Annotated in this window: 26 protein-coding genes; 13 read left to right on the top strand and 13 right to left on the bottom strand. The window is 69.3% G+C overall.

Annotation, left to right across the window (positions count from 1 at the left end; genetic code table 11):
• Positions 1 to 83: 83 nt before the first annotated feature.
• The 5 genes from DDQ50_RS17450 to DDQ50_RS02320 are packed head-to-tail and all read right to left on the bottom strand — an operon-like array spanning position 84 to position 6,853.
• Positions 84 to 485 (bottom strand): allophanate hydrolase-related protein, encoded by a 402-nt coding sequence (locus DDQ50_RS17450; protein WP_240614204.1) that lies wholly within the window; start codon positions 483 to 485, stop codon positions 84 to 86.
• On the bottom strand, positions 482 to 1,771 hold the full coding sequence (gene atzF / locus DDQ50_RS02305; RefSeq protein ID WP_240614205.1) for an allophanate hydrolase: 1,290 nt from the start codon (positions 1,769 to 1,771) through the stop codon (positions 482 to 484). The genes DDQ50_RS17450 and atzF overlap by 4 nt, the downstream gene beginning before the upstream one ends.
• The gene (gene uca / locus DDQ50_RS02310) at positions 1,768 to 5,352 is read right to left on the bottom strand and encodes an urea carboxylase (protein WP_116755109.1); all 3,585 of its coding nucleotides are present in this window, start codon (positions 5,350 to 5,352) and stop codon (positions 1,768 to 1,770) included. Before uca ends, atzF begins: the two co-directional genes overlap by 4 nt.
• Positions 5,349 to 5,963: an urea amidolyase associated protein UAAP2 gene (locus DDQ50_RS02315; RefSeq protein WP_116755110.1), complete on the bottom strand. Its 615-nt coding sequence runs from the start codon at positions 5,961 to 5,963 to the stop codon at positions 5,349 to 5,351. Before DDQ50_RS02315 ends, uca begins: the two co-directional genes overlap by 4 nt.
• Positions 5,960 to 6,853 carry an urea amidolyase associated protein UAAP1 gene (locus DDQ50_RS02320; protein ID WP_116755111.1) on the bottom strand — a complete coding sequence of 298 codons (894 nt, stop codon included), beginning with the start codon at positions 6,851 to 6,853 and terminating at the stop codon, positions 5,960 to 5,962. Before DDQ50_RS02320 ends, DDQ50_RS02315 begins: the two co-directional genes overlap by 4 nt.
• 173 nt (positions 6,854 to 7,026) lie before the next feature.
• Between DDQ50_RS02320 and DDQ50_RS02325 the strand changes: the two genes are divergently transcribed.
• The 5 genes from DDQ50_RS02325 to nikE all read left to right on the top strand — a co-directional run bounded on the left by DDQ50_RS02325 (position 7,027) and on the right by nikE (position 12,785).
• Positions 7,027 to 7,719 carry a TetR/AcrR family transcriptional regulator gene (locus DDQ50_RS02325; RefSeq protein ID WP_116755112.1) on the top strand — a complete coding sequence of 231 codons (693 nt, stop codon included), beginning with the start codon at positions 7,027 to 7,029 and terminating at the stop codon, positions 7,717 to 7,719.
• A 156-nt stretch (positions 7,720 to 7,875) separates the two neighbouring features.
• Positions 7,876 to 9,420, top strand: a complete 1,545-nt coding sequence (locus DDQ50_RS02330) for an ABC transporter substrate-binding protein (protein ID WP_165829663.1) — start codon at positions 7,876 to 7,878, stop codon at positions 9,418 to 9,420.
• A 10-nt stretch (positions 9,421 to 9,430) separates the two neighbouring features.
• Positions 9,431 to 10,372 carry an ABC transporter permease gene (locus DDQ50_RS02335; RefSeq protein WP_116755114.1) on the top strand — a complete coding sequence of 314 codons (942 nt, stop codon included), beginning with the start codon at positions 9,431 to 9,433 and terminating at the stop codon, positions 10,370 to 10,372.
• A complete protein-coding gene (locus DDQ50_RS02340) occupies positions 10,369 to 11,247 on the top strand; it encodes an ABC transporter permease (RefSeq protein ID WP_116755115.1) in 879 nt (292 codons plus the stop codon). The genes DDQ50_RS02335 and DDQ50_RS02340 overlap by 4 nt, the downstream gene beginning before the upstream one ends.
• On the top strand, positions 11,244 to 12,785 hold the full coding sequence (gene nikE, locus DDQ50_RS02345) for a nickel ABC transporter ATP-binding protein NikE (protein WP_116755116.1): 1,542 nt from the start codon (positions 11,244 to 11,246) through the stop codon (positions 12,783 to 12,785). The genes DDQ50_RS02340 and nikE overlap by 4 nt, the downstream gene beginning before the upstream one ends.
• Positions 12,786 to 12,806: 21 nt before the next feature.
• On the opposite strand, the gene DDQ50_RS02350 is transcribed toward nikE, so the two are convergent.
• Positions 12,807 to 13,532 (bottom strand): DUF1275 family protein, encoded by a 726-nt coding sequence (locus DDQ50_RS02350; protein ID WP_116755117.1) that lies wholly within the window; start codon positions 13,530 to 13,532, stop codon positions 12,807 to 12,809.
• 199 nt (positions 13,533 to 13,731) lie between these two features.
• Positions 13,732 to 14,019 (bottom strand): DUF4287 domain-containing protein, encoded by a 288-nt coding sequence (locus DDQ50_RS02355; RefSeq protein ID WP_116755118.1) that lies wholly within the window; start codon positions 14,017 to 14,019, stop codon positions 13,732 to 13,734.
• A gap of 91 nt (positions 14,020 to 14,110) precedes the next feature.
• Between DDQ50_RS02355 and DDQ50_RS02360 the strand changes: the two genes are divergently transcribed.
• The 3 genes from DDQ50_RS02360 to DDQ50_RS02370 all read left to right on the top strand — a co-directional run bounded on the left by DDQ50_RS02360 (position 14,111) and on the right by DDQ50_RS02370 (position 16,437).
• Complete coding sequence (locus DDQ50_RS02360; protein WP_116756042.1) at positions 14,111 to 15,073, top strand: quinone oxidoreductase family protein; 963 nt, start codon at positions 14,111 to 14,113, stop codon at positions 15,071 to 15,073.
• Positions 15,074 to 15,279: 206 nt separating this feature from the next.
• Positions 15,280 to 16,074, top strand: coding sequence for an HAD-IIA family hydrolase (locus tag DDQ50_RS02365; RefSeq protein WP_377940282.1), 795 nt, complete (start codon positions 15,280 to 15,282; stop codon positions 16,072 to 16,074).
• 45 nt (positions 16,075 to 16,119) lie between these two features.
• Complete coding sequence (locus DDQ50_RS02370) at positions 16,120 to 16,437, top strand: metal-sensitive transcriptional regulator (protein ID WP_116755120.1); 318 nt, start codon at positions 16,120 to 16,122, stop codon at positions 16,435 to 16,437.
• A 27-nt stretch (positions 16,438 to 16,464) separates the two neighbouring features.
• Here the strand turns inward: DDQ50_RS02370 and DDQ50_RS02375 are convergent, their stop codons facing one another.
• The gene (locus tag DDQ50_RS02375) at positions 16,465 to 17,274 is read right to left on the bottom strand and encodes a septum formation family protein (RefSeq protein WP_165829664.1); all 810 of its coding nucleotides are present in this window, start codon (positions 17,272 to 17,274) and stop codon (positions 16,465 to 16,467) included.
• Between the two features lies 1 nt (position 17,275).
• Positions 17,276 to 17,824 (bottom strand): orotate phosphoribosyltransferase, encoded by a 549-nt coding sequence (gene pyrE, locus DDQ50_RS02380; protein WP_116755122.1) that lies wholly within the window; start codon positions 17,822 to 17,824, stop codon positions 17,276 to 17,278.
• Between the two features lie 69 nt (positions 17,825 to 17,893).
• On the opposite strand from pyrE, the gene DDQ50_RS02385 reads away from it, so the two are divergent.
• Both DDQ50_RS02385 and DDQ50_RS02390 read left to right on the top strand, forming a co-directional pair.
• Complete coding sequence (locus DDQ50_RS02385) at positions 17,894 to 18,730, top strand: exodeoxyribonuclease III (RefSeq protein WP_116755123.1); 837 nt, start codon at positions 17,894 to 17,896, stop codon at positions 18,728 to 18,730.
• A 115-nt stretch (positions 18,731 to 18,845) separates the two neighbouring features.
• Complete coding sequence (locus tag DDQ50_RS02390) at positions 18,846 to 19,517, top strand: GNAT family N-acetyltransferase (RefSeq protein WP_240614206.1); 672 nt, start codon at positions 18,846 to 18,848, stop codon at positions 19,515 to 19,517.
• 19 nt (positions 19,518 to 19,536) lie between these two features.
• On the opposite strand, the gene DDQ50_RS02395 is transcribed toward DDQ50_RS02390, so the two are convergent.
• Together DDQ50_RS02395 and DDQ50_RS02400 are read right to left on the bottom strand one after the other, a co-directional pair.
• Complete coding sequence (locus tag DDQ50_RS02395) at positions 19,537 to 20,013, bottom strand: hypothetical protein (protein WP_133245882.1); 477 nt, start codon at positions 20,011 to 20,013, stop codon at positions 19,537 to 19,539.
• Between the two features lie 59 nt (positions 20,014 to 20,072).
• Positions 20,073 to 20,678: a TetR/AcrR family transcriptional regulator gene (locus DDQ50_RS02400; protein WP_116755125.1), complete on the bottom strand. Its 606-nt coding sequence runs from the start codon at positions 20,676 to 20,678 to the stop codon at positions 20,073 to 20,075.
• 73 nt (positions 20,679 to 20,751) lie between these two features.
• Between DDQ50_RS02400 and DDQ50_RS02405 the strand changes: the two genes are divergently transcribed.
• Together DDQ50_RS02405 and DDQ50_RS02410 are read left to right on the top strand one after the other, a co-directional pair.
• Entirely contained in the window at positions 20,752 to 22,200 is a 1,449-nt protein-coding gene (locus DDQ50_RS02405; RefSeq protein ID WP_116755126.1) for a DHA2 family efflux MFS transporter permease subunit, read from the top strand.
• A 39-nt stretch (positions 22,201 to 22,239) separates the two neighbouring features.
• Complete coding sequence (locus tag DDQ50_RS02410) at positions 22,240 to 23,184, top strand: NADP-dependent oxidoreductase (RefSeq protein ID WP_116755127.1); 945 nt, start codon at positions 22,240 to 22,242, stop codon at positions 23,182 to 23,184.
• A 13-nt stretch (positions 23,185 to 23,197) separates the two neighbouring features.
• On the opposite strand, the gene DDQ50_RS02415 is transcribed toward DDQ50_RS02410, so the two are convergent.
• Positions 23,198 to 24,010, bottom strand: a complete 813-nt coding sequence (locus DDQ50_RS02415) for an MBL fold metallo-hydrolase (RefSeq protein WP_116755128.1) — start codon at positions 24,008 to 24,010, stop codon at positions 23,198 to 23,200.
• Between the two features lie 197 nt (positions 24,011 to 24,207).
• On the opposite strand from DDQ50_RS02415, the gene DDQ50_RS02420 reads away from it, so the two are divergent.
• Positions 24,208 to 24,873 carry an SGNH/GDSL hydrolase family protein gene (locus DDQ50_RS02420; protein WP_116755129.1) on the top strand — a complete coding sequence of 222 codons (666 nt, stop codon included), beginning with the start codon at positions 24,208 to 24,210 and terminating at the stop codon, positions 24,871 to 24,873.
• 261 nt (positions 24,874 to 25,134) lie between these two features.
• Here DDQ50_RS02420 and nrdF read toward each other — a convergent pair whose 3' ends face one another.
• On the bottom strand, positions 25,135 to 26,109 hold the full coding sequence (gene nrdF / locus DDQ50_RS02425) for a class 1b ribonucleoside-diphosphate reductase subunit beta (protein ID WP_116755130.1): 975 nt from the start codon (positions 26,107 to 26,109) through the stop codon (positions 25,135 to 25,137).
• Between the last annotated feature and the right edge of the window lie 60 nt (positions 26,110 to 26,169).

The following is a 26,169-nucleotide window of genomic DNA, read 5'->3' on the forward strand; positions in this document are numbered from 1 at the left end:
CCTTCGTTCTCTGCGGCTGCGTTGCGCATCCGTTGCGGGGTGGAGCAAAGAAGGTGGAACGGGTGACAGGAGAGCTCAGGTGGTCAGCGGGCGGTCGGCGGCGTCCCGAGCGACGCTCGGTAGGCGCGCCAGCCGCCGAACGCCGTGATATCGACCGCGGAGTCGAGCGCGTAGGGCTCGACGATGAACCCCGGAACGACGCGACCGTCCGCGAGGACGAGCTTGCCGATGCCGAGCGGGGACGGGATCTCGGCGACGAACGAGCCGAAGGCCGCGTCGTCCAGCGCCCAGAGTTCGACCGCGATGGACGCGCCGCCGTTCGCGACCCGGACGAGGCCCGGCTTCGGCGGAACCGTTTCGAGAGCGTAGAACCGGTACTCGGCCGCCGTCTCCGTCTCCTCCTCGAAGACGGCGTCGCGCTCGGTGAGCTGCGGATTGAGCGGTTGTCCGCGCAGGTGGGCCCCGACGACGGCGATAGTGATCATTCGAGCAGCTCCCCTGCGATGGTGGCGAGTCGGCGGTCCGAGAACGCGGGTCCGATGAGCTGCACGCCGAAGGGAAGCCCGTCGACCGTCCCCGCGGGAACCGCGAGCGCAGCCAGGTCGAGCAGGTTGGCGAAGTTGGTGAAGCGGCCCATCGAACCGTTGACCCCGAGCGGGTCCGCCTCGATCTCGGCGAGAGTCGGGTGCCGCACCGTTGTCGGCAGCAGCAGCGCGTCGATGTCGCCGAACAGTCGGCGCGCGACGACCTTGTACCGGTCGATGCGTTCCATGTCGGCGAACAGATCGGCGGCTCGCAGGTCGGCCGCTCCGAGGATGATGCGGCGAACGGTCGGGTCCACCTCATCCGGGTGAGCGGACACGAAGGCGCCGACGGCCGCGTAGCGCTCGGCGACGTAGGCGCCGCTGTACAGCAGGGCTGCTGCGTCGAGCAGAGGCTGGATGTCGACGAGGCGCACCGTGGCGCCCGCGTCGGTCAGGGACCGGACCGCATCGGCGAACGCCTCGGCCCATCCGGGGGCGAGGTCGCCGAGATCGAGTGGATCGGGCACCCCGATCACCCATCGCGCGGGGTCGGCCCTATCGGGGTCGGGCATCTCGCGGCTCAGGGGATCGGCCTCGTCGACGACCGTGATGATCTCGGCGGCCAGCCGGGCCAGCGCCAGGTCGGCCGCCATCACACTGACGGTCTCGTTGCTGCGGCAGGCGGGCACGACTCCGACCGCCGAAACCGTGCCCTTGGTCGGTTTCACCCCGACGAGTCCGCAGAGCGCGGCGGGCACCCGGCCGGACCCCGCGGTGTCGGTGCCGAGCGCGATGTCGGCCGCGCCGATGGCGACAGCGACCGCCGATCCGCTCGAGGATCCACCGGAGATCCGGGCGGGGTCGGTCGGGTGGCGGACAGCGCCGTAGGGGCTGCGGCTTCCGACGAGCCCCGTCGCGAACTGGTCGAGGTTCGTCGTCCCCAGCACGACGGCGCCGGCGTCGATGAGCAGCCGCACGACTGTGGCGTCGGCTTCGGGGTCGTAGGCGAATGCGGGGCACGCGGCGGTCGTCGGGATTCCTGCGACGTCGATGTTGTTCTTGACCGCCAGCAGTCGGCCGGCGAGTGGCAGGTCCGCGCCGTCCTGAGCAGCCGCCAGCGCGGCGGCGACCTCGGCGGTCACCTCGTCCTCGGGGCGGAGCGTGATCCAGGCCTCCGGCCGATCCGCGACGGCGATGCGCCGGTACCGTTCGGCGACGAGCAGCTCGGCGGCGGAGCGTGCACTCATGCGGGGATCCTCTCGAGTACGAGGAGACCCGCGCCGGCGCGGACCTGGTCGCCGAGCGATACGGCGACCTCGACGATCCGGGCCGGATACGGGGCGAGCACGGGGGCCTCCATCTTCATGGCCTCGAGGGCGAGCAGGCTCTGGCCCGCCTCGACGAGGTCGCCTACTCCCACGTCGATGCGGACGACGCTCGACACGAACTGCGCCTCGACCGCCTCGCATCCATCGGGGATCACCAGTGCGGGCGCCTCGGCGAGGACGGGCTCCTCGACGACCCTGTCGAACTCGCCCGCCTCCCGCCATGCCTCGCGCTCGACCGCGAAGGCGGCGGACTGACGCTCGCGGAACGCGGCGATCGAGTCCGCCTCGCGGGCGAGGAACGCCCGGTGCTCGGCGAGCCCGAACTCCCCATCCTCGATGCGGACGGCGAGTCGACCAGCCGCCATGTCGGCGCGCATCACCCTCAGTTCCTCGGAGCTGACGGGATACCAGCTGATCCGGTCGAAGAAGCGCAGAAGCCACGGCACGCCCGGCTCGAACGGGCCGCGTTGCACGAGCGTCGACCAGACCTGGATGGTCCGCCCGACGAACTGGTAGCCGCCGGGTCCCTCCATGCCGTAGATGCAGAGGAAGGCGCCGCCGATCCCCACCGCGTTCTCGGGGGTCCAGGTGCGGGCCGGGTTGTACTTGGTCGTGACGAGTCGATGCCGCGGATCGATCGGCGTCGCGACGGGTGCGCCGAGGTAGACGTCGCCCAGGCCGAGCACCAGGTACTCGGCGTCGAAGAGCACCCGGTAGACGTCGTCGACACTGTCGAGACCGTTGATCCTCCGGATGAACTCGATGTTCCACGGCGTCCACGGCGCATCCGAGCGGACACCGTTCATGTACCGCTCGATCGCCTCGCGCGTCGCCGGGTCGTCCCAGGACAGCGGGAGATGCACGGTGCGACTCGGCACCTTCAGCTCATCGACCCCGGGCAGCTCGCGATCGAGTCGCAGGACCACGTCGACGAGCTCCTCGATCGCGACCGAGCCGGGATCGAAGTGGATCTGCAGCGAGCGGATGCCGGGAGTCAGGTCGATGATGCCGGCAGCCATCGCGGGATCGACGCGGTCGAGGTGATCGCGCAGAGACTCGGCAAGCGCATGCACCGTCATGCGGCTCTCGAGTTCGAGGCTCATCGGGCCGTACTCGACGAGCAGGTTCGTGTCGCCGCTGCGCCGAGCGGTCAGGGCGGGCCGATCGGCGCGTTCGTGCTGTCGGGCGAGCACTCCTCCGTCGGAGACCGCCGCACGGTCGGCACGCGGCAGAGCAGCAGGATCGTTCCGCACCTCGGCGGCCTGCGCATCGCCGATGGGCACGAAACGCACCCGGTCGCCGGGGCTCAGCTGGCCGAGCTTCCACAGCTGCCCGCTCGCCACGGTCGCCGGGCAGGTGAAGCCGCCGAGACTGGGCCCGTCGGGGCCGAGCAGGATCGGCAGGTCGCCCGTGTAGTCGACCGCGCCCACCGAGTACGGGGTGTCGTGGATGTTCGACGGATGCAGTCCCGCTTCGCCGCCGTCCTCGCGCGCCCAGGTCGGCTTCGGCCCCATGAGCCGGACGCCGGTGCGGGCCGAGTTGAAGTGAACCTCCCACGCGGTGTCGTAGAAGACGTCCATGTCATCGGGGGTGAAGAACTCGGGCGCCGCGTGCGGACCCTCGAGGGCGGGCAAGACCCATTCGTCGGGGAACTCGGGTCGATCGGCGAGCGCCACGGGTGCGGCCGCGCCCTGCGCGGTCGCGCCGAGGAGGACGATGTCGCCGACGGCGAGCGGTCGACCCGACGGACCGCCGATGCCGCCCAGGTCGAAGGTGCTGGCCGAACCGAGCACGAGAGGCGCATCGACACCTCCGGCCACGAGCAGGTAGGTCCGCATGCCGCGCCGGGGTGTCCCGATCGAGAGCACTCCACCCGCGGGGACCTGCAGCGGCACCCACTGCTCGACTTCGGCTCCGTCGATCTCGACGAGCGTCGGCGCTCCGGTGATCATGACCGTGACGTCGGTGAGGAATCGCAGCGTCGGTCCCGTCGCAGTGATCTCGAGTCCGGGCGCGCCCTCGGCGTTGCCCAGCGCGACGTTCCCGAGGCGGAAGGACCGGTCGTCCATCGGGCCCGACGGCGGGATGCCGACGTGCCAGAGTCCGAGCCGCCCCGGCCAGTCCTGCACGGTGCAGAGCGTTCCCGCCCGGACGACCTCGAAGCGCGGGCGGCGATCGGTGACACCGTCGAGTGTTGCCGTGCTGTGCTCGGCGGCCAGCACGGACGGGGTGTCAGCCGCCGCGGCCAGCAGCCCCAGATTGGTGGCGACGCCGTCGATCCTGCTGCCGTCGATCGCGGCCCGGAGCGCGGCGAAGGCGGCATCCCGGGTCTCGGCGTGGACGATCAGCTTTCCGAGCAGCGGGTCGTAGTGGGCGGAGACGTCGCTGCCGACCGAGATGCCGGTGTCGAATCGCACGCCCTCGGGTGTGACGACCCCCGAGATGCGGCCCGTGCTCGGGAGACCGCCCAGGTCGGGCTTCTCCGCGTAGATCCGCGCCTCGACCGCATGCCCCCGCGGGGCGGGCACCGTGGGGAGTTCGGTCTTGCCGAGGCCCAGTCGCACCATCCACTCGACGAGGTCGACTCCGTGCACCTCCTCGGTGACGGGGTGCTCGACCTGGAGACGGGTGTTCACCTCGAGGAAGGCGACCTCCTCGCGAGCGGCGTCGTAGACGAATTCGACGGTGCCGGCCGATCGGTAGCCGACCTGCTCGCACATCCGCAGCGCGGCGGCGTGCATCGTCTCGCGCACCGAGGGCGGCAGGGCGGGCGCCGGGGATTCCTCGATGACCTTCTGGTTGCGGCGCTGGAGGCTGCAGTCGCGGTCGCCGACGACGACGACCCCGCCGAGGCCGTCACCGAACACCTGCACCTCGACGTGGCGGGCCCGTTCGACGAGGCGCTCGAGGAACACGTCGGCCGAGGCGAAGTTGCTCGACGCGAGCCGGCGCACCTGATCCCAGGCAGCGGTCAGCTCGTCGGCGTCGCGACAGGCGCGCATGCCGATGCCACCGCCGCCCGCGCTCGCCTTGAGCATGACCGGGTAGCCGATCGCGTCCGCCTGGGCGAGCGCGTCGTCGAGCGAGTCGAGCAGCCCGGTACCGGCGAGAAGCGGCACGGATGCGGCGATCGCGGCACCTCGGGCCGAGTGCTTCGCCCCAAAGAGCTCGAGCTGCTCCGGTGTCGGACCGAGGAAGACGAGACCCGCCGCTTCGACGGCACGAGCGAACGGGGCGCTCTCGGAGAGGAAGCCGTACCCCGGGTGGATGGCGCCGGCGCCGGCGTCGATGGCCGCGGCGATGATGCGGTCGTGGTCGAGGTAGGCGCGTGGATCCTCGCCGAGGTACACCTCGTCGTCTGCGGTGCGCAGATGCAGAGCGCCGCGGTCCGCGTCGGTGAATACCGCGATGCTGCGCAGCCCCATGCCTCGCAGCGTGCGCGCGACCCTGACGGCGATCTCACCGCGGTTGGCGATGAGGACCGCGTCGAATCCGCTCATCGGCTCTCGCTCGCCGCGCCGACCACGAGGCGGACGGGGGTGGGGTTGAAGCCGTTGCACGGGTTGTTGATCTGGGGGCAGTTCGAGATGACGGCGAGCACGCGACGCTCGGCGCGCAGTGTGACGGACAGTCCCGGCGCCGAGATGCCGTCGACGATGCCGAGGGAACCGTCGGCCTCGACGGGCACGTTCATGAACCAGTTGACGTTCGACACCTGATCGCGCTTTCCGAGTCCGTGCCTGCCCAGCTCGGTGAGGAAGTTCTCGACGCAGGCGTGCTGCGCGAACGTGTGGTGGCCGTATCGGAGCGTGTTGGACTCCCGGGAGCACGCACCTCCCAGGGTGTCGTGCCGGGCGACTCCGGTCGCCACGACGGTGAGGAGCGGAACGGACTCCGCGGTGAGGAGCACCGAGCCCTGCACCAGGTAGACGTTCTCCTGCTCGAGCAGGGTTGCCGGCGCGCTGTAGGCCTGCTGCAGGTCGTCGGCGTCGTAGGCGAGGAAGTCGACGGCCTGATTGCCGTCGAGGTCGATGATCTCGAGGGTCTCACCCGGCTCGAGGACCCTCGACCACGACGCTCGCGCGGGGAGGAGCACGTCGGCGGCGGTCATCGGGTTGCTCCGTTCGTGGCGGGCGGGGTATCTCCGCGCAGCAGCAGATAGCTCTCGGTGTTGAGGTAGGCGCGCTCGCCCTCCGGGCTCGCGCTCCACTCCGGATCGGCGGGCGAGGTCGGGACGCCACGCGTCGCGGTGATCTCGAGACGCCCGCAGGCGTACTCCGACCGCGGGTCGAGAGGGTGCGGTGCATTCGCGATGAGCAGGATGACGGGCATCTCGATCAGCAGCGTGACGGCGGCGCCGGCGGCGGCGGATCCGGTGAAGCGCGGGCTGCCGTCCTCCTCGACGACGACACCCTTGAAGAAGCTCAGCGCCGGGGAGATGTCGCGCGGTCCGAGCCCTCGCTTCGCCCCGGCGAGCTTCTGCAGTTCGCGACCCGCCGGCGACGGACCGTACACGCCTCCGTTGCCGTATCGGCGCTCGTTGCGGGCGGCGGACGAGACCCCGAAGACCGCGTCGTGCTGCCCGGAGCCGTCGGCGACGACCCGGGCGAGAACGCGGCCCTGATCGGAGAGCAGCAGCTGCCCCGCCGCCGAGTACACCTGCCACTGCACCTTCACGGTGTCGGCCACGTTCAGCCGTTCCTGCGGCTCCGACGCGTTGTAGAGCAGCACCGAGGCGCAGGCGTCCCCGTCGATATCGCGCAGCGTCACGACCGTTCCCCGAGCCAGGACCGCCGAGGTGTAGCTGCCTCCTGCGACGACCTCGGCCCAGACGAGTCCCGCTGCACGAGAGGGGTCGGCGTTCGGGTAGACGGCCGCAGGGAGCCAGGGCTGCGACTCGGCGACCGCGCCGCCCTGGGCCCTGGCGTGGGCCTTGGCCCCGGTGGTGTCCGCCGTGCTCGAGGGTGCTGCGCTGCTGTCGGCGTGAGGTGCGTCGGTCACTGCGCCACCCTCCCTTTCGTCGGGCTATGAGATCGGTATGCACCGAGCGCACTTTCTATTGCGCAATAGAAATACATCACATCCGATGTGTCGACCGATTGAACTTCGTGTTTCGAATGTGTTTCAGCTCGTCCGCCGCGCTCCGGGCGGACGCCCCGGTGTACTTTGGCGGGATGCCACGCACCGTCGGCCGCCCGCGCGGGTCTGAGTCCCCGACCGGTCTCGGAGCGACGCAGGACATCCTCTTCGCCAGTGCGAAGCTCTTCGCGCGCTCCGGTTACGGCAGCACCACCACCCACGCGATCGCCGAGGCGGCCGGACTCCGCCAGCCGAGCATCTACCATCACTTCGGCGGCAAGAAGGAGATCCTCCTCGCACTCCTGCTCGGCACCGTCCAGCCGTCGCTCGATGTGGCCGAAGCCCTCCTCGCGGACCCCCGCCCGGCTCCCGCCCGGCTGTGGGCGCTCTGCGCATCCGACATCGCACTGCTGAGCGGGGGCGAGGTCAACCTCGGCGAGCTCTACCTGCTCCCCGAACTCGGCGATCCGATCTTCGCCCCATTCCACGGCCTGCGGGATCAACTCGTCGCGGCGTATCGACAACTCGTCAACGCGTGCGACCACCCCGACCCGGAACTGGGAGCATCACTCGTCATCGGCCTGGTCGAGAGCATCATCCTGCTGCGCCGCCGGGCGCCCGAGAGCATCGACGAGAACACGCCTGCCGCATTCGCGGATGCTGCGCTGCGGATGCTCGGCCTCGAGGCCCCGATCGTGAAGCGCGCCGGAGAGCAGGGACGCCTCCTGATCGGCGACGTCCGCGCCATCGCCGACGCCTGGTCAGGCGTATCGGGCGCTCCCGCCTGACGAAACACGATTGAAATACACCGTTCAATCGGACGGAACAATGGGCCGCTTTACTTTCTATCGGCGGATAGAAACCCGGCCTCAGTGACGGGTGCGCTCCACCCCCTCCGCTGAAGCGCCACGTCTCCCCGTCCGTCCGATTGAAGGATGTCCCGCATGCGCCGCACCGTCCTGCTCACCATCGCCCTCGCCGCCAGCACGGCGATCGCCCTCACCTCCTGCGCCTCCGGAGGAGGCGGTGGGTCATCCGACTCGGCCTCCCCGCATCCCGGAACCGTCGTCTGGGCCCGCCCCGCCGCCATCGACGGCTGGGAGGGCGACAAGTGCATCTCGAGTTCCGGCCCGACCAACGCCGTCGTCTTCGATTCGCTGCTGCGCATCCAGACGCCGGATGGCAGCGGGCTGGTCCCCGGTCTCGCCTCCGAGTGGAGCTACGACGAGTCCACCTACACCTACGACCTCACGATCCGAGACGATGCCGCGTTCAGCAACGGCGACCCGGTGACCGCCGACGACGTGATCTTCTCGTTCGACGAATGGAAGGCGGGCCCGATCTCGGGCATCCTCTACGCATCGGTCGCCTCCGTCACCGCAGTGTCCGACAAAGAGGTGCAGGTCGTCATGGCACAGCCCGACACCTTCCTTCCCAACCTGCTCGCCTGGTGCAACTCGAACGTCTACCCGGCCGACTTCGCCGGCATGAGCCGCGACGACTATTTCGCGAACCCGATCGGCGCCGGCCCCTACGTCGTCTCCGACTGGTCCGACCCGGGCGGAACCACCGAGAGCATCTCGCTCGTTCCCAACGAGCACTTCTGGGGTTGGGAAGGCGAGACACCCGCCGTCACCGAGCTGACGATCGAGACCATCGTCGACCCGTCGCAGCGGGCACTCCAGTTCCAGTCGGGTGACATCGACATCCTCGAGCAGGTCGACCAGGCGACCGTCGCCCAGATCGGCGAGGATCACGCCGTCCCGACTCTCCCCTCGATCAACATCGGCATCGTCGCGAACACCCTCGCCGGCCCCGCCAGCGACCCCGTCGTCCGCGAGGCGATCTCGAAGGCCATCGATCGCGACTCCATCGCCGGCGCCCTCGGCGGCGGCACCGAGGCCGCCACCGGCATCCTCCCGATCAACGTCCCGGGAACCGCCGAACCGACAGAGCCGTACACCTTCGACCTCGACGCGGCGAAGGACCTGATGGCGAGTTCCGGATCGCCGGACGGACTGAGCATGCGCTACATGTACGACCCGTCGAACGCTGACTCCGACACCACCGCTCAGATCCTCGTCACCCAGCTGGCCGAGATCGGAATCGATCTCGAACTCGAACCGACCGACACCGCGACGATGAACGGACGACTCGCCGACGGCGACTTCGACCTCGCACGCAGCGGCGCGGGAGCCATCTCCCCGACGATCTTCGACCCGATCGGGCTGATCCTCGCCACCAGCTACGTCTACTCGGGCGTCGACGCGACGGTCATGACGGACAACTTCGTGACAGGTACCTCGACCACCGACGACGCCGTCGTCGAACAGGCCGTCGTCGCCATCCAGGACGACGCGCTGAAGCAGAACGGCTACATCGGCGTGATCGACCTGGCGACGAACTGGGCGGCTCAGTCCTACATCACGGGCTTCGTGCCGATCCAGTACATGGTCTACTACACCGACAAGCTCGGCTTCGCGGAGTGATCCCCCGCCGATGAGAGTCGCCCGCTTCCTCGGGATCCGCCTGCTGCAGGCGATCCCGCTGCTGATCGCCACCAGCGCTCTGAGCTTCCTGCTCCTGCGCCTGGCACCCGGCGACCCCGCCAAGATCCTGGCGGGTCCCCGGGCCAGCGAGGAAGTGGTCGCAAAGCTCCGGACCAGCATGGGCCTGGACGAGCCGATCCCCGTCCAGTACTGGAAGTACCTGCAGAGGGTCTTCGCCGGCGATCTCGGCAAGAACCTCAACGGCAACGCCGACGTCGCGGACATCATCTCCCGCGGCGTCGGCGTCACCGGACTGCTCGCCGTCGTCGCGATCATCATCACGATCCTCGTCGCGATCCCCGTCGCCCTCGCCGCCGCCCGCCGGCCGGGAGGTCCGCTCGACAACTCCATCCGCGTCGCGTCGGTCGCGAGCATCGCGGTTCCCGGGTTCTGGATCGGCCTCATGCTCATCGCCTTCGTGGCGCTGCCCACCAAGTGGTTCCCGGTCGGCGGCTGGCCCGACGACAGCAGCCGCCAGTTCAACGCCATCCTTCTGCCGGCGATAACCCTCGCGATCGGCATCATCCCGGTGCTCACCCGCAGCCTCCGTTCCGCGTTCATCGACGTGCTCGGCGCCGAGTACGTGACAGCCGCCCGCTCACTCGGTATCCCCGGCGGGCGGCTCATCCGCCGCTTCGTCCTGCGCAATGCGGCGGTTCCCGCGATCCCGGTGCTCGCATTCCTCATCGGGTTCGTGGTCGGAGGGTCCGTCGTCATCGAATCGACCTTCAATCTTCCGGGACTCGGTCAGACCCTGGTACAGGCGGCGCTCACCCGCGACGCCAATGTGCTCCAGGCACTCACCCTGGTGCTCGGCACGTCGGTGGTCGCCATCTACGTGATCGCCGATGTCGCCGTATCGCTGACCGACCCGAGAGTGAGCCTCACGTGAGCGCCGACACCTCCGCCATCTACGCTGCGGGCGGCGAACCGTCCGCGGCGGACGCTCCGCCGATCGGCGGCAAGCTCAAGATCAGGGCCGACAAGGTCGTCATCGGGGTCTCCGTGCTCCTGCTGATGCTCGTCGCGGGATACATCGTGCCCGCCGTCACCGGATTCACCGAGCTGGCCCAGGACCTCGGGAACCGCCTTCAGCCGCCGTCGACAGCTCACCCGTTCGGAACCGATGATCTGGGACGGGACGTCTTCGTCCGCGCTCTCTACGCCGCACGTCTCGATCTGCCGCTCGCCATCGCCGGCGCCCTGCTCCCTGCAGCGATCGGCACGACCATCGGCCTGATCGCCGGGTACTCGGGACGCATCGTCGACACGGTCCTGATGCGGATCGGCGACTTCGTGCAGGCGTTCCCGTCCTACGTCCTGCTCGTCGTCGTCGCCTACATCGTGGGACCGGGGATCGGCTCGTTCCTCCTCGCCGTCGGCGTCATCTCGTGGGTCGCGTACGCGCGGCTGATCCGATCGCAGGTCCTCGTCATCCGGGAACTCGATTACGTGCACAGCGCGCGTCTGGCGGGCCTGGGTCGCGGACGGGTGATGACACGGCACGTCCTCCCGAACGCGCTCTCGCAGACCCTGGTCTTCATGGCATCGGATGCGACGCTCTCCCTCCTCTTCCTGTCGGGAATCTCGTTCCTCGGTCTCGGTATCGCCGCGCCGACGCCGGAATGGGGCGGAATGATCAACGAAGGGCGCCTGTACCTCGCGACCGCCTGGTGGCTGACGACTTTCCCGGGTCTGATGCTCGTGCTCGCGGCCGGAGCCTTCGTGCTCATCAGCGACGGCCTCGATGACAGGAACCGCGCGTGACCGGGCCGATCCTCGCCGTCTCCGGCCTCAGCCTCCGCTCCGGTCCGGATCGGACCGTCGTCTCGGATGTCTCCTTCGAGGTGGCTGCCGGTGAATCACTCGGACTCGTGGGCGAGTCCGGTTCGGGCAAGAGCCTCACGCTGCGCGCCATCCTCGGGGTGCTGCCCGTCGGCATCACCCGGACCGGTGGGTCCATCGTGACACCGGCTCGGGTCGCGATGATCTTCCAAGAGCCCCTCTCCGCCATGAGCCCCTCGATGCGCGCCGGTGAACTCGTCGCCGAGGCGGTCCGCGCATCGAACCGGCGCATGCCCCTCGCCGCCGCACGCCGCAGGGCGCTCGAACTGCTCGGCGAGGTGGGGATCGCCGACCCCGAGCGCGTCCGAACCCGCTACCCGCACCAGCTGTCCGGCGGGCTCCGCCAGCGTGTGATGATCGCCGCAGCCCTCGCCACCGACCCCGAGGTGCTGCTCTGCGACGAGCCCACGACCGCGCTCGATGTCACCATCCAGGCGCAGATCATGGACCTGCTCGATCGGCTGCGCACCGAGCGGGGCATGGCCATGGTGTTCGTCAGCCATGACCTCGCCGTCGTCGCGGCCCTCTGCCAGCGCATCGCCGTGATGAAGGAGGGCCGGATCGTCGAGTCCGGGCCGACGGCGGAGATCGTCGCGCACCCGACGGCGCCGTACTCCATCGAGCTCGTGCGGTCGGCTCGAGCGAAGGCGGGCGCGATCCGCGACGCAGCCGCGGAGACACCGTCGGAGGACTGGCTCGTCGTCGACGACCTGACCGTGCGCTTCCCCGGTGCCCGCCGCCGTGACACGGTGACCGCCGTCGACGCGGTCTCCTTCCGCGTTCCGCGTGGGGGGTCCGTCGGAATCGTCGGCGAGTCAGGAAGCGGCAAGTCGACGATCGCCCGCGCGATGGTCGGGCTCGTCAGGCCGGGGTCCGGCGGGATCCTTCTCGACGGACGCCCCTACCGGGCGACCAGTCGCGGCGAGGCGCGACGAATCCAGATGGTCTTCCAGGACCCCATGTCCTCGCTCAATCCTCGTCGTCGGATCCGCTCGGTGCTGACCGAAGTGCTGCGCGCGCACGGCGCTCGAAGCGCAGCGGAGCTCGAGACGCGGGTCATCGAGCTGATGGATATGGTCCGGCTCCCGCATGACCTGCTCGACCGGTTCCCCCGCTCTCTGTCGGGTGGTCAGCGTCAGCGCGTGAGCATCGCACGCGCACTCGCGGTCGAACCCGATGTCGTGATCCTCGACGAGTCGATCGCCGCCCTCGACGTCTCGGTCCAGGCGCAGGTCCTGGCCCTGCTGAACGATCTGAAGCAGTCGCTCGGCCTCACGCTGCTGTTCATCTCGCACGACCTCGGGGCGGTGCGCGCGCTCTGCGACGAGGTCGTCGTCATGAGCCGCGGCCGGATCGTGGAACGGGGGATGGTCGACGAGGTGCTCCGCAACCCGTCTCACCCGTACACACGCCTGCTGATCGAATCCGAACCCGAGCTCCCCGCCGTATCCGGGGTGTGAGGCTCGCGCGGCGGCGGTGGGTCAGGCACTCCGCCGGCGACTGAGCGCGAGGAGCACCGTCGCGATCGTGGCGGAGATCCAGGGGACGAGGGGGCCGGACCAGGTCGCGAACGCGAGCGCTGCCGTGCCGCATACCGCTCCGATCGGCAGGGCCAGAACGGACAGGATCCGGAGCGGCTGACCGGTCTGCCGGCGCTCGGCCAGGTCCTGCATCGTCGTGGTCAGCGTGCCGGTGACATAGGTGGTGGTGATGCCGTCGACATCGGACAGCTTCCGCGCCCCGACCGTCTGCAGGGCGAGGGCCGTGCAGGCGAGCGCGATCACGACTCCGCGTTCGAGCAGACCCTGGCCGTGGAACGGCAGCCAGATCAGCACGACGACGGTCTGGACGACGATAGAGGGAAGGATCAGTCGCCGCATGACCCGGCGGGGGCTCGCCGGTCCCCCGACACCGGTCGCCGTGAGCCGGAACGCGGCGTAGAGCACGCCGGTGAAGACCAGGATGGCCACGACTGCGGTCCACAGGGTCGTTCCGAACTCCGCACGCGTGAACATGCCTGTGAGGATCAGGTTGCCGGTCATATTGGCGGTGAAGATGCCGCCGAGCGCGAGGAACGCGAACGCGTCGGCCGCTCCTGCCGAGAAGGAGAGGAGGAGCAGTGCGATGTGGATGAACCGGGTCCGGACCGGCGGCGCGGCCGTCGACACTGTCGCTGCACTGTCGCCGGGTTCGCGCGGTCCTGCCATCACGGCCCTCTCGTCATCGGCGCCGTGCCGGACGGGCGCTCGCGCCAAGTCAACACCGCGGGAGCACGTCGGCGCGGGAGGCGGATGTCGAAAGATCGACGCGCTCGAGCGCCGCGCGCGTCTGGGGAGGCCGACCCGTTGACCGCTCTTCGCATCGCTGCGCTCAGCGGGCGGTCGTCGACCCCGCGGGGCGGGCCGCTTACGGTTTGCTGGCCTTGCCGTCCAGCCAGAGCTCGTCGGACTCGTCGCTGTGCGAGCCCGACGTGCCGACGTGCTTGTCGCTGATACCCGGGCCCTTCTTGATGACGTGCACCAGGGCCATCCCGTGCCCGCGGCCCAGGTCGTAGTCGGCCTTCAGCCATTCGAGGATGACGCCGGCCTTCACGTCGGGAGCGTCGTACCCGCGCTCCTGCGCGATGGTCAGCAGCTGGCGCGGGGTGAGACCGGTCTTGTCCTCGATCGCGTCGAGATACGCCTGGAACGACATGGCATCACTCTCGCCGAGATGGGCATCGCTCGGCAAGGCTGCGGCATCTGGTTCACTGATCGGGAACCTCGAACAGACGAAAGGCCCCTCGATGCGCGCGATCTCGGTCACCCAGTACGGCGGTCCTGAAGAGCTGAAGGTCGTCGACGCCGCGGCGCCCGAGCCCGGCCCGGGGGAACTGCTCGTCGAGACGGCGGCCATCGGGGTGAACTTCATCGAGACCTACCAGCGCAGCGGAATCTACGCGGTCCCGCTCCCCTTCACCCCGGGAGCAGAGGCGGCGGGTCGCGTCATCGGTGTCGGTGACGGGGTGACGCGGTTCTCCGTCGGGGACAGGATCGCGACAGCCGATGCGGCGAGGACGTACGCCGAGTCCTTCGTCGTGTCGGAGCAGAAGGCGCTCGCCGTGCCGGATGCGATCGACGACGTGACGGCCGCCGCCCTGCCACTGCAGGGCATCACTGCGCACTACCTCGCACGATCCGTCTTCGCCGCGGGTCCCGACCACACCGTGCTCGTGCACGCGGGCGCGGGCGGAGTCGGCCTTCTGCTGACCCAACTGCTCTCCGCGGCGGGCGCCCGCGTGATCACGACCGTGGGCAGCCCGCACAAGGAGCATCTCTCGAGGGATGCCGGTGCCGATGTCGTGCTGCGCTACGAGGGCTTCGCCGGAGCGGTCCGAGAGCTGACGGGCGGTCGCGGTGTCGACGCGGTCTACGACGGAGTCGGCAAGGACACCTTCGACGACTCGCTCGCGTCGCTGGCGGTGCGCGGGATGCTCGTCCTCTTCGGCGCCGCATCGGGGCCCGTCCCGCCGGTCGACCCCCAGAGACTCAACTCGGGCGGATCGCTCCTGCTCACCCGCCCGAGCATCGCCCACTTCCTGACCACGCCCGACGAGCGCGCGTGGCGTTCGGAGGAGATCTTCGGCCTGGCCGCCTCGGGCGACCTGACCGTGCGGATCGGCGGCACCTACTCGCTGGCCGAAGCGGAGAACGCCCACATCGACCTCCAGTCACGCGCGACGACGGGAAAGCTCGTCCTCGTCCCCTGACCGCCGCACGAATCAGGAGATCAGGGCCCGAACGGGCCGATTCCGGGCCCATTGAGGCGGATACCGCGCTGGTATTCCTCGATTCGCGTTTGCGGCGGACCCGCGTATTGGGGTGCACCCCCGAAGTGCCGGGTGCGCTGCTCTCCCGGGTGGGTTCGGTACCGTTGGGTCGTCGGCGAATGCCGGCTTCGGTACGGAGGACTCTCGTGGCACGCAACGACATCGACTGCTGGCTCACCGATATGGACGGCGTCCTCGTGCACGAGAACCGCGCCATCCCCGGCGCCGCCGAGCTGCTCCAGCAGTGGACCGACACGGGCGCCCCGTTCCTGGTGCTCACCAACAACTCGATCTTCACTCCCCGCGACCTCAGCGCGCGGCTCCGAGCATCGGGACTCAACGTCCCCGAGGAGTCGCTCTGGACCTCCGCCCTCGCGACCGCCGACTTCTGCCGCTCGCAGATCCCCGGCGGCAGCGCGTTCGTCATCGGCGAGGCGGGCCTCACCACGGCCATGCACGAAGCCGGGTTCATCATGACCGAGACCCGCCCCGACTACGTCGTCGTCGGCGAGACCCGCAACTACTCGTTCGACGCGATCACGAAGGCCATCCGTCTCATCGGTGACGGAGCCCGATTCATCGTCACCAACCCCGATGCGACCGGGCCAAGCCAGGACGGGCCTCTCCCCGCGACGGGCGCGATCGCCGCGCTGATCACCAAAGCCACCGGCAAAGAGCCCTACGTCGTCGGCAAGCCGAACCCGATGATGTTCCGGTCCGCCATGAACCGCATCGGCGCGCACTCCGAGAACACGGCGATGATCGGCGACCGGATGGACACCGACATCGTCGCCGGAATCGAGGCGGGGCTGCACACGATCCTCGTGCTCACCGGCATCAGTGACCAGGCCGAGATCGACCGCTACCCGTTCCGTCCCGACGAGGTCATCCAGTCGGTCGCCGACCTCGTGTCGAAGGATCCCATCGAAGTGGAGATGTGATCTTCGCGCGCTGATACCCTGCCGGGGTACCCGGAAGGACGACCGATGAGCGACAGCGCGCACGAACACGCCTCTCACACGGAGCACGGCTACATCCGTCGGCAGGACGACTACCTGAAGCGGCTCCGTCGCATCGAGGGCCAGGTTCGCGGGCTGCAGGGGATGGTCACCGACGAGAAGTACTGCATCGACATCCTCACGCAGATCTCCGCCACCACCCGCGCGCTCGAATCCGTGGCGCTCGGCCTGCTCGAGGATCACCTCGCGCACTGCGTGCGGGAGGCCCTCGAGTCGGGCGGCGCCGAAGCGGATGCGAAGATCGCCGAAGCGTCGGCCGCCATCGCCCGGCTCGTCAAGAGCTGACGGGTTTCGGCGAAGGTTCCGCCCGACTCAGCCCGCGGCCACCGCGATGCTGCCGGTGAGCGGTCCGCCTCCCGCGAGGTTCGCGAAGCAGAAGTAGGAGCGCTGCCCTTCGGCCCACTGCTCCGGAGTGGCCGGGTAGGAAGCCTGGAGCTGCACATCCCCGTACGCGCCGGCCGCGGCGTAATCGATGACGGCGGGAGCCGAGCACAGCAGTGCGAGCTGGCTGGTCAGCGCCAGCTCGCCAGGGTAGGCCGCAGCGGGATCGGTGGAGAAGTCGCCGCGGGCCACGAGCTGTGCCGGATGCGGCTGGGCGCAGTCGACAACGGTGAAGGTCTGCTCCCACGGCGAGACGTAGGGATCGAGGCACTCCCGGCCGCCGAGCTCGTCCCACTCGTAGACGCCGGGGGCGACCGGCCCGACGACCGTCGTCGGTGCGGGCGTCGGGGTGGGGGTCGGGGTCGGAGTGGCCGAAGCGCTGCGAGTCGGCGCGGGAGCGACCGCGGCGGAGTCTCCGTTGAGCCTCGCTCCCACGACGAAGGCGGCGAGCACCCCGGCGAGTGCGATGACGCCGATCGAGACCCGGATGATCAGGCGCCGCCGAGCCGCTTCCTTCTCCTCCTCGATGCGTTCAGGGGCGCCCCCTGTCGAGCCGGGCTGCGCACCCGCTGCGATGGCGGTGGTCGGCGCCGTCGACACGGGGACGTTCGTCGCATCGGGCGGCGTCGGGAGCGAGCCGGCCGGTCCGTCGGCGGATGAGGGAACCTGCCCGGTCGCTCCATCGTCAGCCCTCGCGCGTCGAGCGCGGCGGGATCCGTCGGGCGGAGGGCTGTCGGTCACGTCAGGCGAGGCCGAGGTCCGCGAGCCCGATCGCGGAGTAGTAGGGGTAGCCGGCGGCTTCGATGATCTCCTTGGCACCCGTCGCACGATCGACGACGACGGCCACCGCAGCGATCTCGGCACCGACCCTCAGGAGTGCCTCGATGGCTTTGAGCGGCGAGCCACCGGTGGTCGAGGTGTCCTCGACGACGATCACGCGCTTGCCCTGCAGGTCGGGCCCCTCGACCTGCCGGCCGCGGCCGTGGTCCTTCGGCTCCTTGCGGACGACGAACGCGTCGTATTCCAGCCCACGGGCGGCGCCCTGGTGCAGGATCGCAGCAGCGATCGGGTCGGCCCCCATGGTGAGACCGCCGACCGCGTCGACATCGGGGATCTCGGCGATGAGGTCGAGCATGACCTGGCCGATCAGCGGAGCGACACGATGGTCGAGACTCACTCGTCGGAGATCGACGTAGTAGCTGGCCTTCTTGCCGCTCGTGAGCGTGAAATCGCCGTGGAAGACCGCGTCGGCCTTGATGAATTCGATGAGCTGGTCGCGCGCCTCTGTCACCTCTCAAGACTAACCAGCCACCCCCTTCCCCGCTCACGGACAGTCCGGGCGCTCGGTATCGTGGACGGCATGCGGATCGCGACCTGGAATGTCAACTCGATCCGAGCCAGAGTCGACCGAGTCGTCGACTGGCTCGTCCGCGACGACATCGACGTTCTGGCGATGCAGGAGATCAAGTGCCGCCCCGACCAGTTCCCCGTCGAGGCGTTCGAGAACGCGGGCTACGAGCTCGAGATCCACGGTGCGAATCAGTGGAACGGAGTCGCCTTCGCCAGCCGGCTGCCGATGGAGGACCCGCAGCAGGGCTTCGGCTCGATCCCCGGTTTCGGCAAGGCCGGTGACGACGGGGCGCTCCCGATCGAGGCCCGCGCCCTGGCGGTCACCGTCGAAGGTCTGCGGCTCTGGAGCCTCTACGTCCCGAACGGGCGCGCGCTCGGCGACCCGCACTACGAGTACAAACTCGACTGGCTCGCCAGACTGGCCGACGTCACCCGCGATTGGCTCGCCGCGAACCCCGAGACACCGCTCGCACTCATGGGCGACTGGAACATCGCGCCCTTCGACACGGATGTCTGGGACATCCGCCTCTTCGACGGCTCGACCCACGTCTCGCAGCCCGAGCGCGACGCCTTCACCGAGTTCGAGACGATCGGTCTCGCCGACGTCGTGCGCGAGCGCGTCCCCGTCGGGTACACCTACTGGGACTACAAGCAGCTGCGCTTCCCCCGCAACGAGGGCATGCGCATCGACTTCATCCTTGGCTCGCAGGCCTTCGCCGACATCGTCACCTCAGCCTCGATCGAACGGAACGAGCGCAAGGGCACCGCACCCAGCGATCACGTTCCGGTCGTCGTCGACGTCGAGATGCCGACCTCTCTCGACGACGATCGACCGATGATCTTCTGACACCTGCCCGATCCGGGGACAGGGCCGGCGCGACAGGCCGCGCATGGAGGGTATTCACAGGTCATCCGCACGCCCCGCACCCGCGGTGATCCCGAGGCTTCCTTAGTCTCGAAGGATGGCGCTGACCCGAACGCTCGCCATGCCGCTCGCCCTACCCCGGCGTGGACGGCATGTCGCCCACCGACCCTCTCCACAGCTCTCGAGCGCCTTGCGCTCCCTCATCGGCGTACGCAGGCCCCGCTTCCTTCGCGGCCCGCGGATGGAACGCCGGATCGACGCGCCCGTCCTGACCACCGCGCGACTGACTCTTCGGCCGCATCGCATCGCCGACGCCGAGGACTGGTTCGCGATCCAGTCCAGCGCGGAGGTGGTCCGCCACATCGACTGGCCGCTCCGGGACCGGGCTGCGTCCCGACTGCACCTGCGCGACCGCACCCGCCACACCTCACTGCTCCAGCCCGGCGACTTCCTCGCTCTCGCCGTCGTCCGCGACGGTCGACTGATCGGGGACGTGTCCCTGCACCTGCGCGAGATCGCCGCCCCGGAACGAGTCGCCGAGATCGGCTGGGTCTTCAACCCCGATACGGCCGGGAAGGGCTACGCGACCGAGGCTGCGGAGGCGCTGCTCCGGTTCGCAGCGACCGAACTCCGGGCCGTCACGGTGACGGCCCGGATTCGACCCCAGAACCACCGATCGATCGCACTCGCCCAGCGGCTCGGGTTCGACCCCGACGCCACGGGCGAGGTCTGGAGCGTGCACCCCGGACTCGTCCCGGCGGTCGGCTGACCCCGCGGCGGCCGAGGAACTACTCGACCCGCCGATCCGCGAAGAGGCCGCTCGCATCGGGCATCAGGAGTGCGGTCGTGATCTCCTGCGGCGTCCGCCAGACGAGGTGACTGACGTCCGTCGCCATGAAGCGCCCGGGTCGGCCCGGAGCGAACTCCGCGTCACCGCCGGCCCACCGCAGGTCCGTCGATACGGGCCCTGCATCAATCTCCGTCTCGGGTGCCGGTTCCGCGGCCTCGGCGCGCGGCAGCCGTTCCTGCGAACGCCAGATCCGGCCGATGAGCAGGATCAGCAGGCACGCCGCGCTCGTCAGGTCCGAGAACGTGCCGACGACACTGGCCGACCTCTCGACCTTGACGACCGCGAACCTCGCCCCCGCCGGTCGGATCTCGTAGGCGACATCGGCGCCACCCCAGCCCACGATGGTCTCGGGACTCGCGGCGCTCGGGGAGAGACCCGCCATAGACGCCCACACGGCGAAGATGTCGTCGTACACGATCCCAGTCTCGCAGTTCGGAATCGCGCCCGACGGATCGAAGCCTGAGGGACCGACTGTCACCAATCGTCGTCGGTGCCCGGGATCGAGGAGATGAGCAGGTCGGCGCTCTCGGGGAGGCAGACGGCGAAGAGCTCGTCCGCTGACGGATCGCCCTCGTCGTTCATCATCCGCAAGCCGACGATGGTGTTGATCAGCATCCCGTTGGCCATGAAGTCTCTCGCCTCGTCCGGACCGAACCCCGCCTCCTCGCGCAGGAGCTGCCACACCCCGGAGAACAGTCGCCGGGCGACGGGCCCGATCACGGGGTCGCCGCCGAGGAGGAACGCCGAGCTGATGACCTGAAGCAGCCCCCGCTCGGCCACCAGTTCGATGTAGGCGCGACCCATCCGATCGGCTCGCGCCTCATCCGGACCCGCGATCGCGGCGCGGAACCCGGAGGACAGCCGCGCGACCGCTCGTTCGAGCACCGCCAGGAACAGCTGCTGCTTCGAACCGAAGAGTCGCACCACGTAGGGCTGGCTCACCTCGGCCGCCTTCGCGACATCGTCGGTCGTCGCGCCCGCGTATCCCTTGGCACCGAACACCGCCGTCGCGGCTCGCAGGATCGACTCGCGCCGGTCCGCGCTGCTCATCCTCGGCTGCGGGGGCAATGTCTGCGACATGGTTGACAGGTTATCATCCGATTACTACCGTCAGGTAATCATTCGATTACAACCAGCAAGCGAAGGAACTCCGATGACCTCCACCCGCGCCGATCGCCGCGTTCGGCCGCTCTGGCTGATCCTGATCGCGACGTCGCTGCCGATGTTCATGGCCTCGCTCGACAACCTGGTGATGACCAACGCTCTGCCGGTCCTCCACCTCGAGCTCGGCGCCGGCGTCGAGGAGCTCCAGTGGTTCATGAACGCCTACACGCTCGCCTTCGCCGCAGGCATCCTCGGCGCTGTCGCGCTGGGCGACCGACTGGGGCGCCGCACACTGTTCGTCGCCGGCATCGCGGTCTTCACCCTGGCGTCGGCAGCGGCGGCCCTCAGCTCCGACCCGGGCCAGCTGATCGCAGCTCGAGCAGTCCAGGGGCTCGGCGGTGCGGCCATCATGCCGCTCTCGCTCGCCCTGCTCGCCGGGGCCGTCGCCCCGGAGCGCCGCCCGCTCGCTATCGGCATCTGGGGTGGCGTGTCCGGTCTCGGGGTCGCGACGGGCCCGCTCATCGGCGGCGCGGTGGTCGAGGGCCTCAACTGGCAGTCCATCTTCTGGATCAATGTTCCGATCGGCGCGATCTCGGTCGTCCTCGCCGCCGTGGTTCTGAAGAACAGCCGCGGTGCGCGTGCGCCCATCGACTGGGCCGGACTCCTCCTCGTCGCCGTGGGGCTGCTGGGGGTCGTCTTCGGGATCGTCCGAGGCAATGAGGCGGGCTGGTCGAGCACCGAGGTGCTCGGCTCGCTCGGAATCGGTGTCGCCTCCCTCATCGGCTTCATCGCCTGGGAGAGACGCGCGACTCACCCGCTTCTGCCGCTACGGCTCTTCCGCGATCGTTCCTTCTCCGTCGCGAACATCGTCGGATTCGCCTTCAGTTTCGGCATCTTCGGGTCGATCTTCCTGCTCATCCAGTACCTGCAGATCGTCCAGGGAGCCTCCCCCTTCCAGGCAGCTCTCCAGACCTCGCCCTGGACACTGGCGCCGATGATCGCGGCCCCGCTCGCCGGTGCCCTCGTTCCGCGACTCGGCACGCGGACCCCGATCATCACGGGACTCGTCATGGAAGCCGTCGCGCTGCTGTGGATCGTGATCCTCATGCCGACCGACAGCGGCTACCCGGCCCTCGTCGCGCCGTTCATCATCGCGGGACTCGGGATGGGTTTCGTCATCGCCCCGTCGGCGACGGCGGTGCTCGCGACCATGGCACCCGACGATCACGCGAAGGCGTCCGGGGCGAACTCGGCCATCCGCGAGGTCGGTGTCGCGCTGGGTGTCGCCGTGCTGACCGCGGTCTTCACCGGCGGCGGCGGAGAGCTCACACCGACGGGATACGTCGCCCCGGCCATCCCCGCCGTACTGGTGGGAGCCGCCGTTCTGGCGCTTTCGGCCATCGCCGCGATCGCGCTCCCCGGCCGCCGGCGGGCCGTCCCACCGGCACCGGCGGTGGAAAGCACCACGCACGAGCAGCTCGAGCCGGTGGAGGTCTGACCTCACCGGGACCCAGGAACCGGGGGTTAGAGTCGCGACGTGCAGACGACGCGATGGGTGGCCCCCCGATTCGGCGGGCCCGAAGTGTTCACCCTCATCACCGAGGAGCTTCCTCCTCCCGCCCCCGGTGAGGTGACGATCGAAGTGCGAGCTGCGGGCATGAATCCCGCCGACTACAAGTACACCCAGAAGACACCCGCGTCCGACCCGGCAACCCTCCCGCTCCCGATCGGATACGAGGTCGCCGGCGTCATCGCAGCTCTCGGTCCCGCAGCCGAGATCGCGAGCGGCGGTGGCGCCATCGGAGACGAGGTCCTCGCCTTCCGCGTTCGCGGCGGCTGGGCATCCCGCCTCAACGTGCCCGCCGCCGACGTCTTCGCGAAGCCCTCGAGTCTCCCCGATGCCGAAGCGTCGAACCTGCTGCTCGCAGGGACCACCGCCGCGGAGATGCTGCACGTCACCGGCGTGCAAGCCGGGGACACGGTCCTCCTCCACGGAGCCTCCGGCGCGGTGGGGGTGAGCGTGCTCCAGCAGGCGCGCCTGATCGGCGCGCGCGTGATCGGGACAGCGTCGGAGAAGAACTTCGATGTGGTGCGCCGCTTCGGAGGCGAGCCCGTCACGTACGGCGATGGTCTCGCGGAGCGCGTGCGTGCCCTCGCCCCCGGCGGTATCACCGCCGCCCTCGATTCCGTCGGCACCGATGAGGCGGTCGATGTCTCGCTCGCTCTCGTCGAGGACCGCCGGAGGATCGTGACGATCGCCGCCTTCCCGGGGGCGCAGGAGCACGGGTTCATCGCCATCGGCGGAAGGATGCCGGCCAGCGCGGCCTTCCGCGACGCCATCCGGCAGCGACTGATCGACCTCGCGGGCAGCGGTGAACTTCTCGTGCCCATCGCCCGCACGTTCCCGCTCGCCGACGCGCTGGAGGCCGTCGAACTCCTCCGCTCCGAACACCCCGGCGGGAAACTGGCCCTCATCCCCTGACGGGCACGGGCGGTCAGGTCAGGTAGTCGTTCACCCCGGTGACCCACTGGATGTGCCGGTCGGCGGAACGGCGGATCACGGCGTTCGCGTCGACGGGGATGACGTTGTCGAAGTTGCCGTAGAGCCGGTCGAACCGCAGCCCGCCCACCGCTGTCGCCACCCGGTCGACGACCGCCGCCGACAAGGGGATGCGGTTCGGATAGCTCCGCATGAAACTCACCGTGACCCTGTCCGGATTGGCGAAGATGGTGTCGCCGCTGAGCAGAACACCGCGACCCTCGGCGCCGTCCGCCCAGTGGAGGACCGCGCTTCCGGGGAAGTGTCCGCCGACCTGCAGCAGAGTGAGCCCCGGCGCGAGGTCGACAGCGCCGTTCCAGGGACGGATGACGTCGTCACGCCGCTGCACCCAACCCGCGTCGGCATCGGCCACGAGCACCGGCGCTCCTAGGCGCCTGGCCCACTCGACCTGCACCCCGAACATGTGCGGGTGGCTGGCGACGATCGCGAGCACGGGACCCAGGCCGAGGATCCGGTCGACGACGTCGTCGTCGAGGTAGCCGATCGGGTCCCAGAGCACGCTGCCGGCAGGCGTCGTCACCAGCTTCGACTGCTGACCGATCCCCACCTCGGGAGAGGTCGCCAGCGCGAGCAGACCCGGCTCGAGCTCGGTCGCCGAGACGGTCACCCCGCGTACGGCGAGTTCCTCGAGGGTCGTCCACTTCTGTCCGTCGGCGGGCACCCATTGGCGCTCGTCGGCGCAAATCTGGCATACATCGGTTCGCTGCGCGTGCTCGACCGCGCAGGTCTCGCAGATCCAGAACGTCATCATTCCTCCCCTTGCACGATGACATGTCCCGGGTCATGGCCGCTAGGCCGTGACCCCCGTGCGCTGAGAAGACGCTGAAGTTCCACGTGGAACATGTGAGACGGGGTTCGTTCTCCGCATCCCCCGCAGGTCGCAGGGCACCCGCTTTGGGGCGGCTCCGGTTCGTCGGAGTCACCTGGGCGGGCTAACGTATCCGGATGACCAGGCGCGCGGCGATCGTTGCCGCCCTGGCACTCGTGTCGCTGCTCGCGGGCTGCGCCGGGGTGGACCCGGTCCGGCCGGCCGTCCTGCCCACCCCGTCACCCTCGGTCAGCACTCCGACGACGTTCGCCGTCGTCGGAGACTCGTTGTCCGCGGGGTGCGTCCCGTACCCGGGCACGACGCCCGATGACTGCAGCTGGATCTTCAGCGCCGACGACGACCCGCGACTCGAGTACGTCGGGGGCTGGGTGCAGAGCGGCGCGCAGTCCACTCTGATGGCGGAGTCCGTGAGCCCAGGACGCGCCGATGTCCTGGTCATCCTCGCCGGCACCAACAATGTCTTCGGCAACGTGCCGCTCAGCCGGCTCCAGACCGACCTCGACAGCATCACCGACACCGTCGAATCGCGCGATGTGCTGCTCCTCGCCATCCCGCCGATGGAGTCCGAGGCCGGAACGACGACGGTCGCCGACGTGAATGCCTACCTGAAACTGCTCGCCGCCGACCGGGGCTGGAACTACTTCGACCCCTGGTCGGAGTACCGCGCCGAGGACGGGCACTGGGTGACCGGCGTCGCCCCAGACGGGGTCCACCCGACCGCGGACATCCAGCAAACGACAGGCCGCCGGATCGCCGCCTACATCGACGGCCTCACCCTCTGACCCGCTTCCCCCGCAGCGACGGGCGTTCCGGGCGAACGCGCACGTTCCGGCCGGCCCCGCACGCCGCAACGTGCGCGCGGCGGGCGCCGTTCACGGAGAACCGAGCCACCTCGCCAGGGGACGTCGGCTATGGGGCGGGTGCGCGCACGTTCCGGGCAACGGGGCCGGCCGCAACGTGCGCGTTCGCCCGGAACGCCCGCACTGGGGTGGCACGAGAAGGAGGGGCGCACCCTCGGGTGCGCCCCTCCTATCCTCGTGTTTCTAGAACTCCCAGTCCTCGTCCTCGGTGGCGACCGCCTTGCCGATGACGTAGCTCGAACCCGAGCCGCTGAAGAAGTCGTGGTTCTCGTCGGCGTTCGGCGAGAGCGCCGACAGGATCGCCGGGTTCACGTCGGTGACGGTGCTCGGGAAGAGCGACTCGTAGCCGAGGTTCATCAGCGCCTTGTTGGCGTTGTAGTGCAGGAACTTCTTGACGTCCTCGGACAGACCGACCTCGTCGTAGAGGCTCTCGGTGTAAGCGGCCTCGTTGTCGTACAGCTCGTACAGCAGCGAGAACGCGTAGTCCTTCAGCTCGTCGCGCTTGGCCTGGTCGACCAGCTCGAGTCCGCGCTGGAACTTGTAGCCGATGTAGTAACCGTGCACCGCCTCGTCACGGATGATGAGGCGGATCATGTCGGCGGTGTTCGTCAACTGCGCGCGGCTCGACCAGTACATCGGCAGGTAGAAGCCCGAGTAGAAGAGGAACGATTCGAGCAGGGTCGACGCGACCTTGCGCTTCAGCGGGTCGTCACCGTGGTAGTACTCCAGGACGATCGAGGCCTTCTTCTGAAGGAACTCGTTGTCCTCGGACCAGCGGAACGCCTCATCGATCTCAGGCGTCGACGCCAGCGTCGAGAAGATCGACGAGTAGCTCTTCGCGTGCACCGACTCCATGAACGCGATGTTCGTGTAGACGGCCTCCTCGTGCGGCGTGAGCGCATCCGGGATGAGCGACACGGCGCCGACGGTGCCCTGGATGGTGTCGAGCAGGGTCAGACCCGTGAACACGCGCATGGTGAGCTGACGCTCCTGCGGCGTGAGCCGCGCCCACGACTGCACATCGTTCGAGATCGGCACCTTCTCGGGCAGCCAGAAGTTGTTCGTCAGACGGTTCCAGACCTCGAGGTCCTTGTCGTCGACGACGCGGTTCCAGTTGATCGCGCTCACGCGGTTGATCAGTTTGAGCTTTTCGGTCATCGTGTCCTGTTTTCGTCTGGGTGCCGTCGTGCGAGGAAGGGCTGTGGAGCCGGGGCGAGC

It is taken from the genome of Amnibacterium flavum, assembly GCF_003097495.1.
GTDB lineage: Bacteria > Actinomycetota > Actinomycetes > Actinomycetales > Microbacteriaceae > Naasia > Naasia flava.

Bases quoted from the DNA above. Each gene is read 5' to 3' on its own strand.
- DDQ50_RS17450 (WP_240614204.1), bottom strand. From the start codon at position 485: ATGATCACTATCGCCGTCGTCGGGGCCCACCTGCGCGGACAACCGCTC.
- atzF (WP_240614205.1), bottom strand. From the start codon at position 1,771: ATGAGTGCACGCTCCGCCGCCGAGCTGCTCGTCGCCGAACGGTACCGG.
- uca (WP_116755109.1), bottom strand. From the start codon at position 5,352: ATGAGCGGATTCGACGCGGTCCTCATCGCCAACCGCGGTGAGATCGCC.
- DDQ50_RS02315 (WP_116755110.1), bottom strand. From the start codon at position 5,963: ATGACCGCCGCCGACGTGCTCCTCCCCGCGCGAGCGTCGTGGTCGAGG.
- DDQ50_RS02325 (WP_116755112.1), top strand. From the start codon at position 7,027: ATGCCACGCACCGTCGGCCGCCCGCGCGGGTCTGAGTCCCCGACCGGT.
- DDQ50_RS02330 (WP_165829663.1), top strand. From the start codon at position 7,876: ATGCGCCGCACCGTCCTGCTCACCATCGCCCTCGCCGCCAGCACGGCG.
- DDQ50_RS02335 (WP_116755114.1), top strand. From the start codon at position 9,431: ATGAGAGTCGCCCGCTTCCTCGGGATCCGCCTGCTGCAGGCGATCCCG.
- DDQ50_RS02350 (WP_116755117.1), bottom strand. From the start codon at position 13,532: ATGGCAGGACCGCGCGAACCCGGCGACAGTGCAGCGACAGTGTCGACG.
- DDQ50_RS02355 (WP_116755118.1), bottom strand. From the start codon at position 14,019: ATGTCGTTCCAGGCGTATCTCGACGCGATCGAGGACAAGACCGGTCTC.
- DDQ50_RS02360 (WP_116756042.1), top strand. From the start codon at position 14,111: ATGCGCGCGATCTCGGTCACCCAGTACGGCGGTCCTGAAGAGCTGAAG.
- DDQ50_RS02370 (WP_116755120.1), top strand. From the start codon at position 16,120: ATGAGCGACAGCGCGCACGAACACGCCTCTCACACGGAGCACGGCTAC.
- DDQ50_RS02385 (WP_116755123.1), top strand. From the start codon at position 17,894: ATGCGGATCGCGACCTGGAATGTCAACTCGATCCGAGCCAGAGTCGAC.
- DDQ50_RS02390 (WP_240614206.1), top strand. From the start codon at position 18,846: ATGGCGCTGACCCGAACGCTCGCCATGCCGCTCGCCCTACCCCGGCGT.
- DDQ50_RS02400 (WP_116755125.1), bottom strand. From the start codon at position 20,678: ATGTCGCAGACATTGCCCCCGCAGCCGAGGATGAGCAGCGCGGACCGG.
- DDQ50_RS02405 (WP_116755126.1), top strand. From the start codon at position 20,752: ATGACCTCCACCCGCGCCGATCGCCGCGTTCGGCCGCTCTGGCTGATC.
- DDQ50_RS02415 (WP_116755128.1), bottom strand. From the start codon at position 24,010: ATGACGTTCTGGATCTGCGAGACCTGCGCGGTCGAGCACGCGCAGCGA.
- DDQ50_RS02420 (WP_116755129.1), top strand. From the start codon at position 24,208: ATGACCAGGCGCGCGGCGATCGTTGCCGCCCTGGCACTCGTGTCGCTG.
- nrdF (WP_116755130.1), bottom strand. From the start codon at position 26,109: ATGACCGAAAAGCTCAAACTGATCAACCGCGTGAGCGCGATCAACTGG.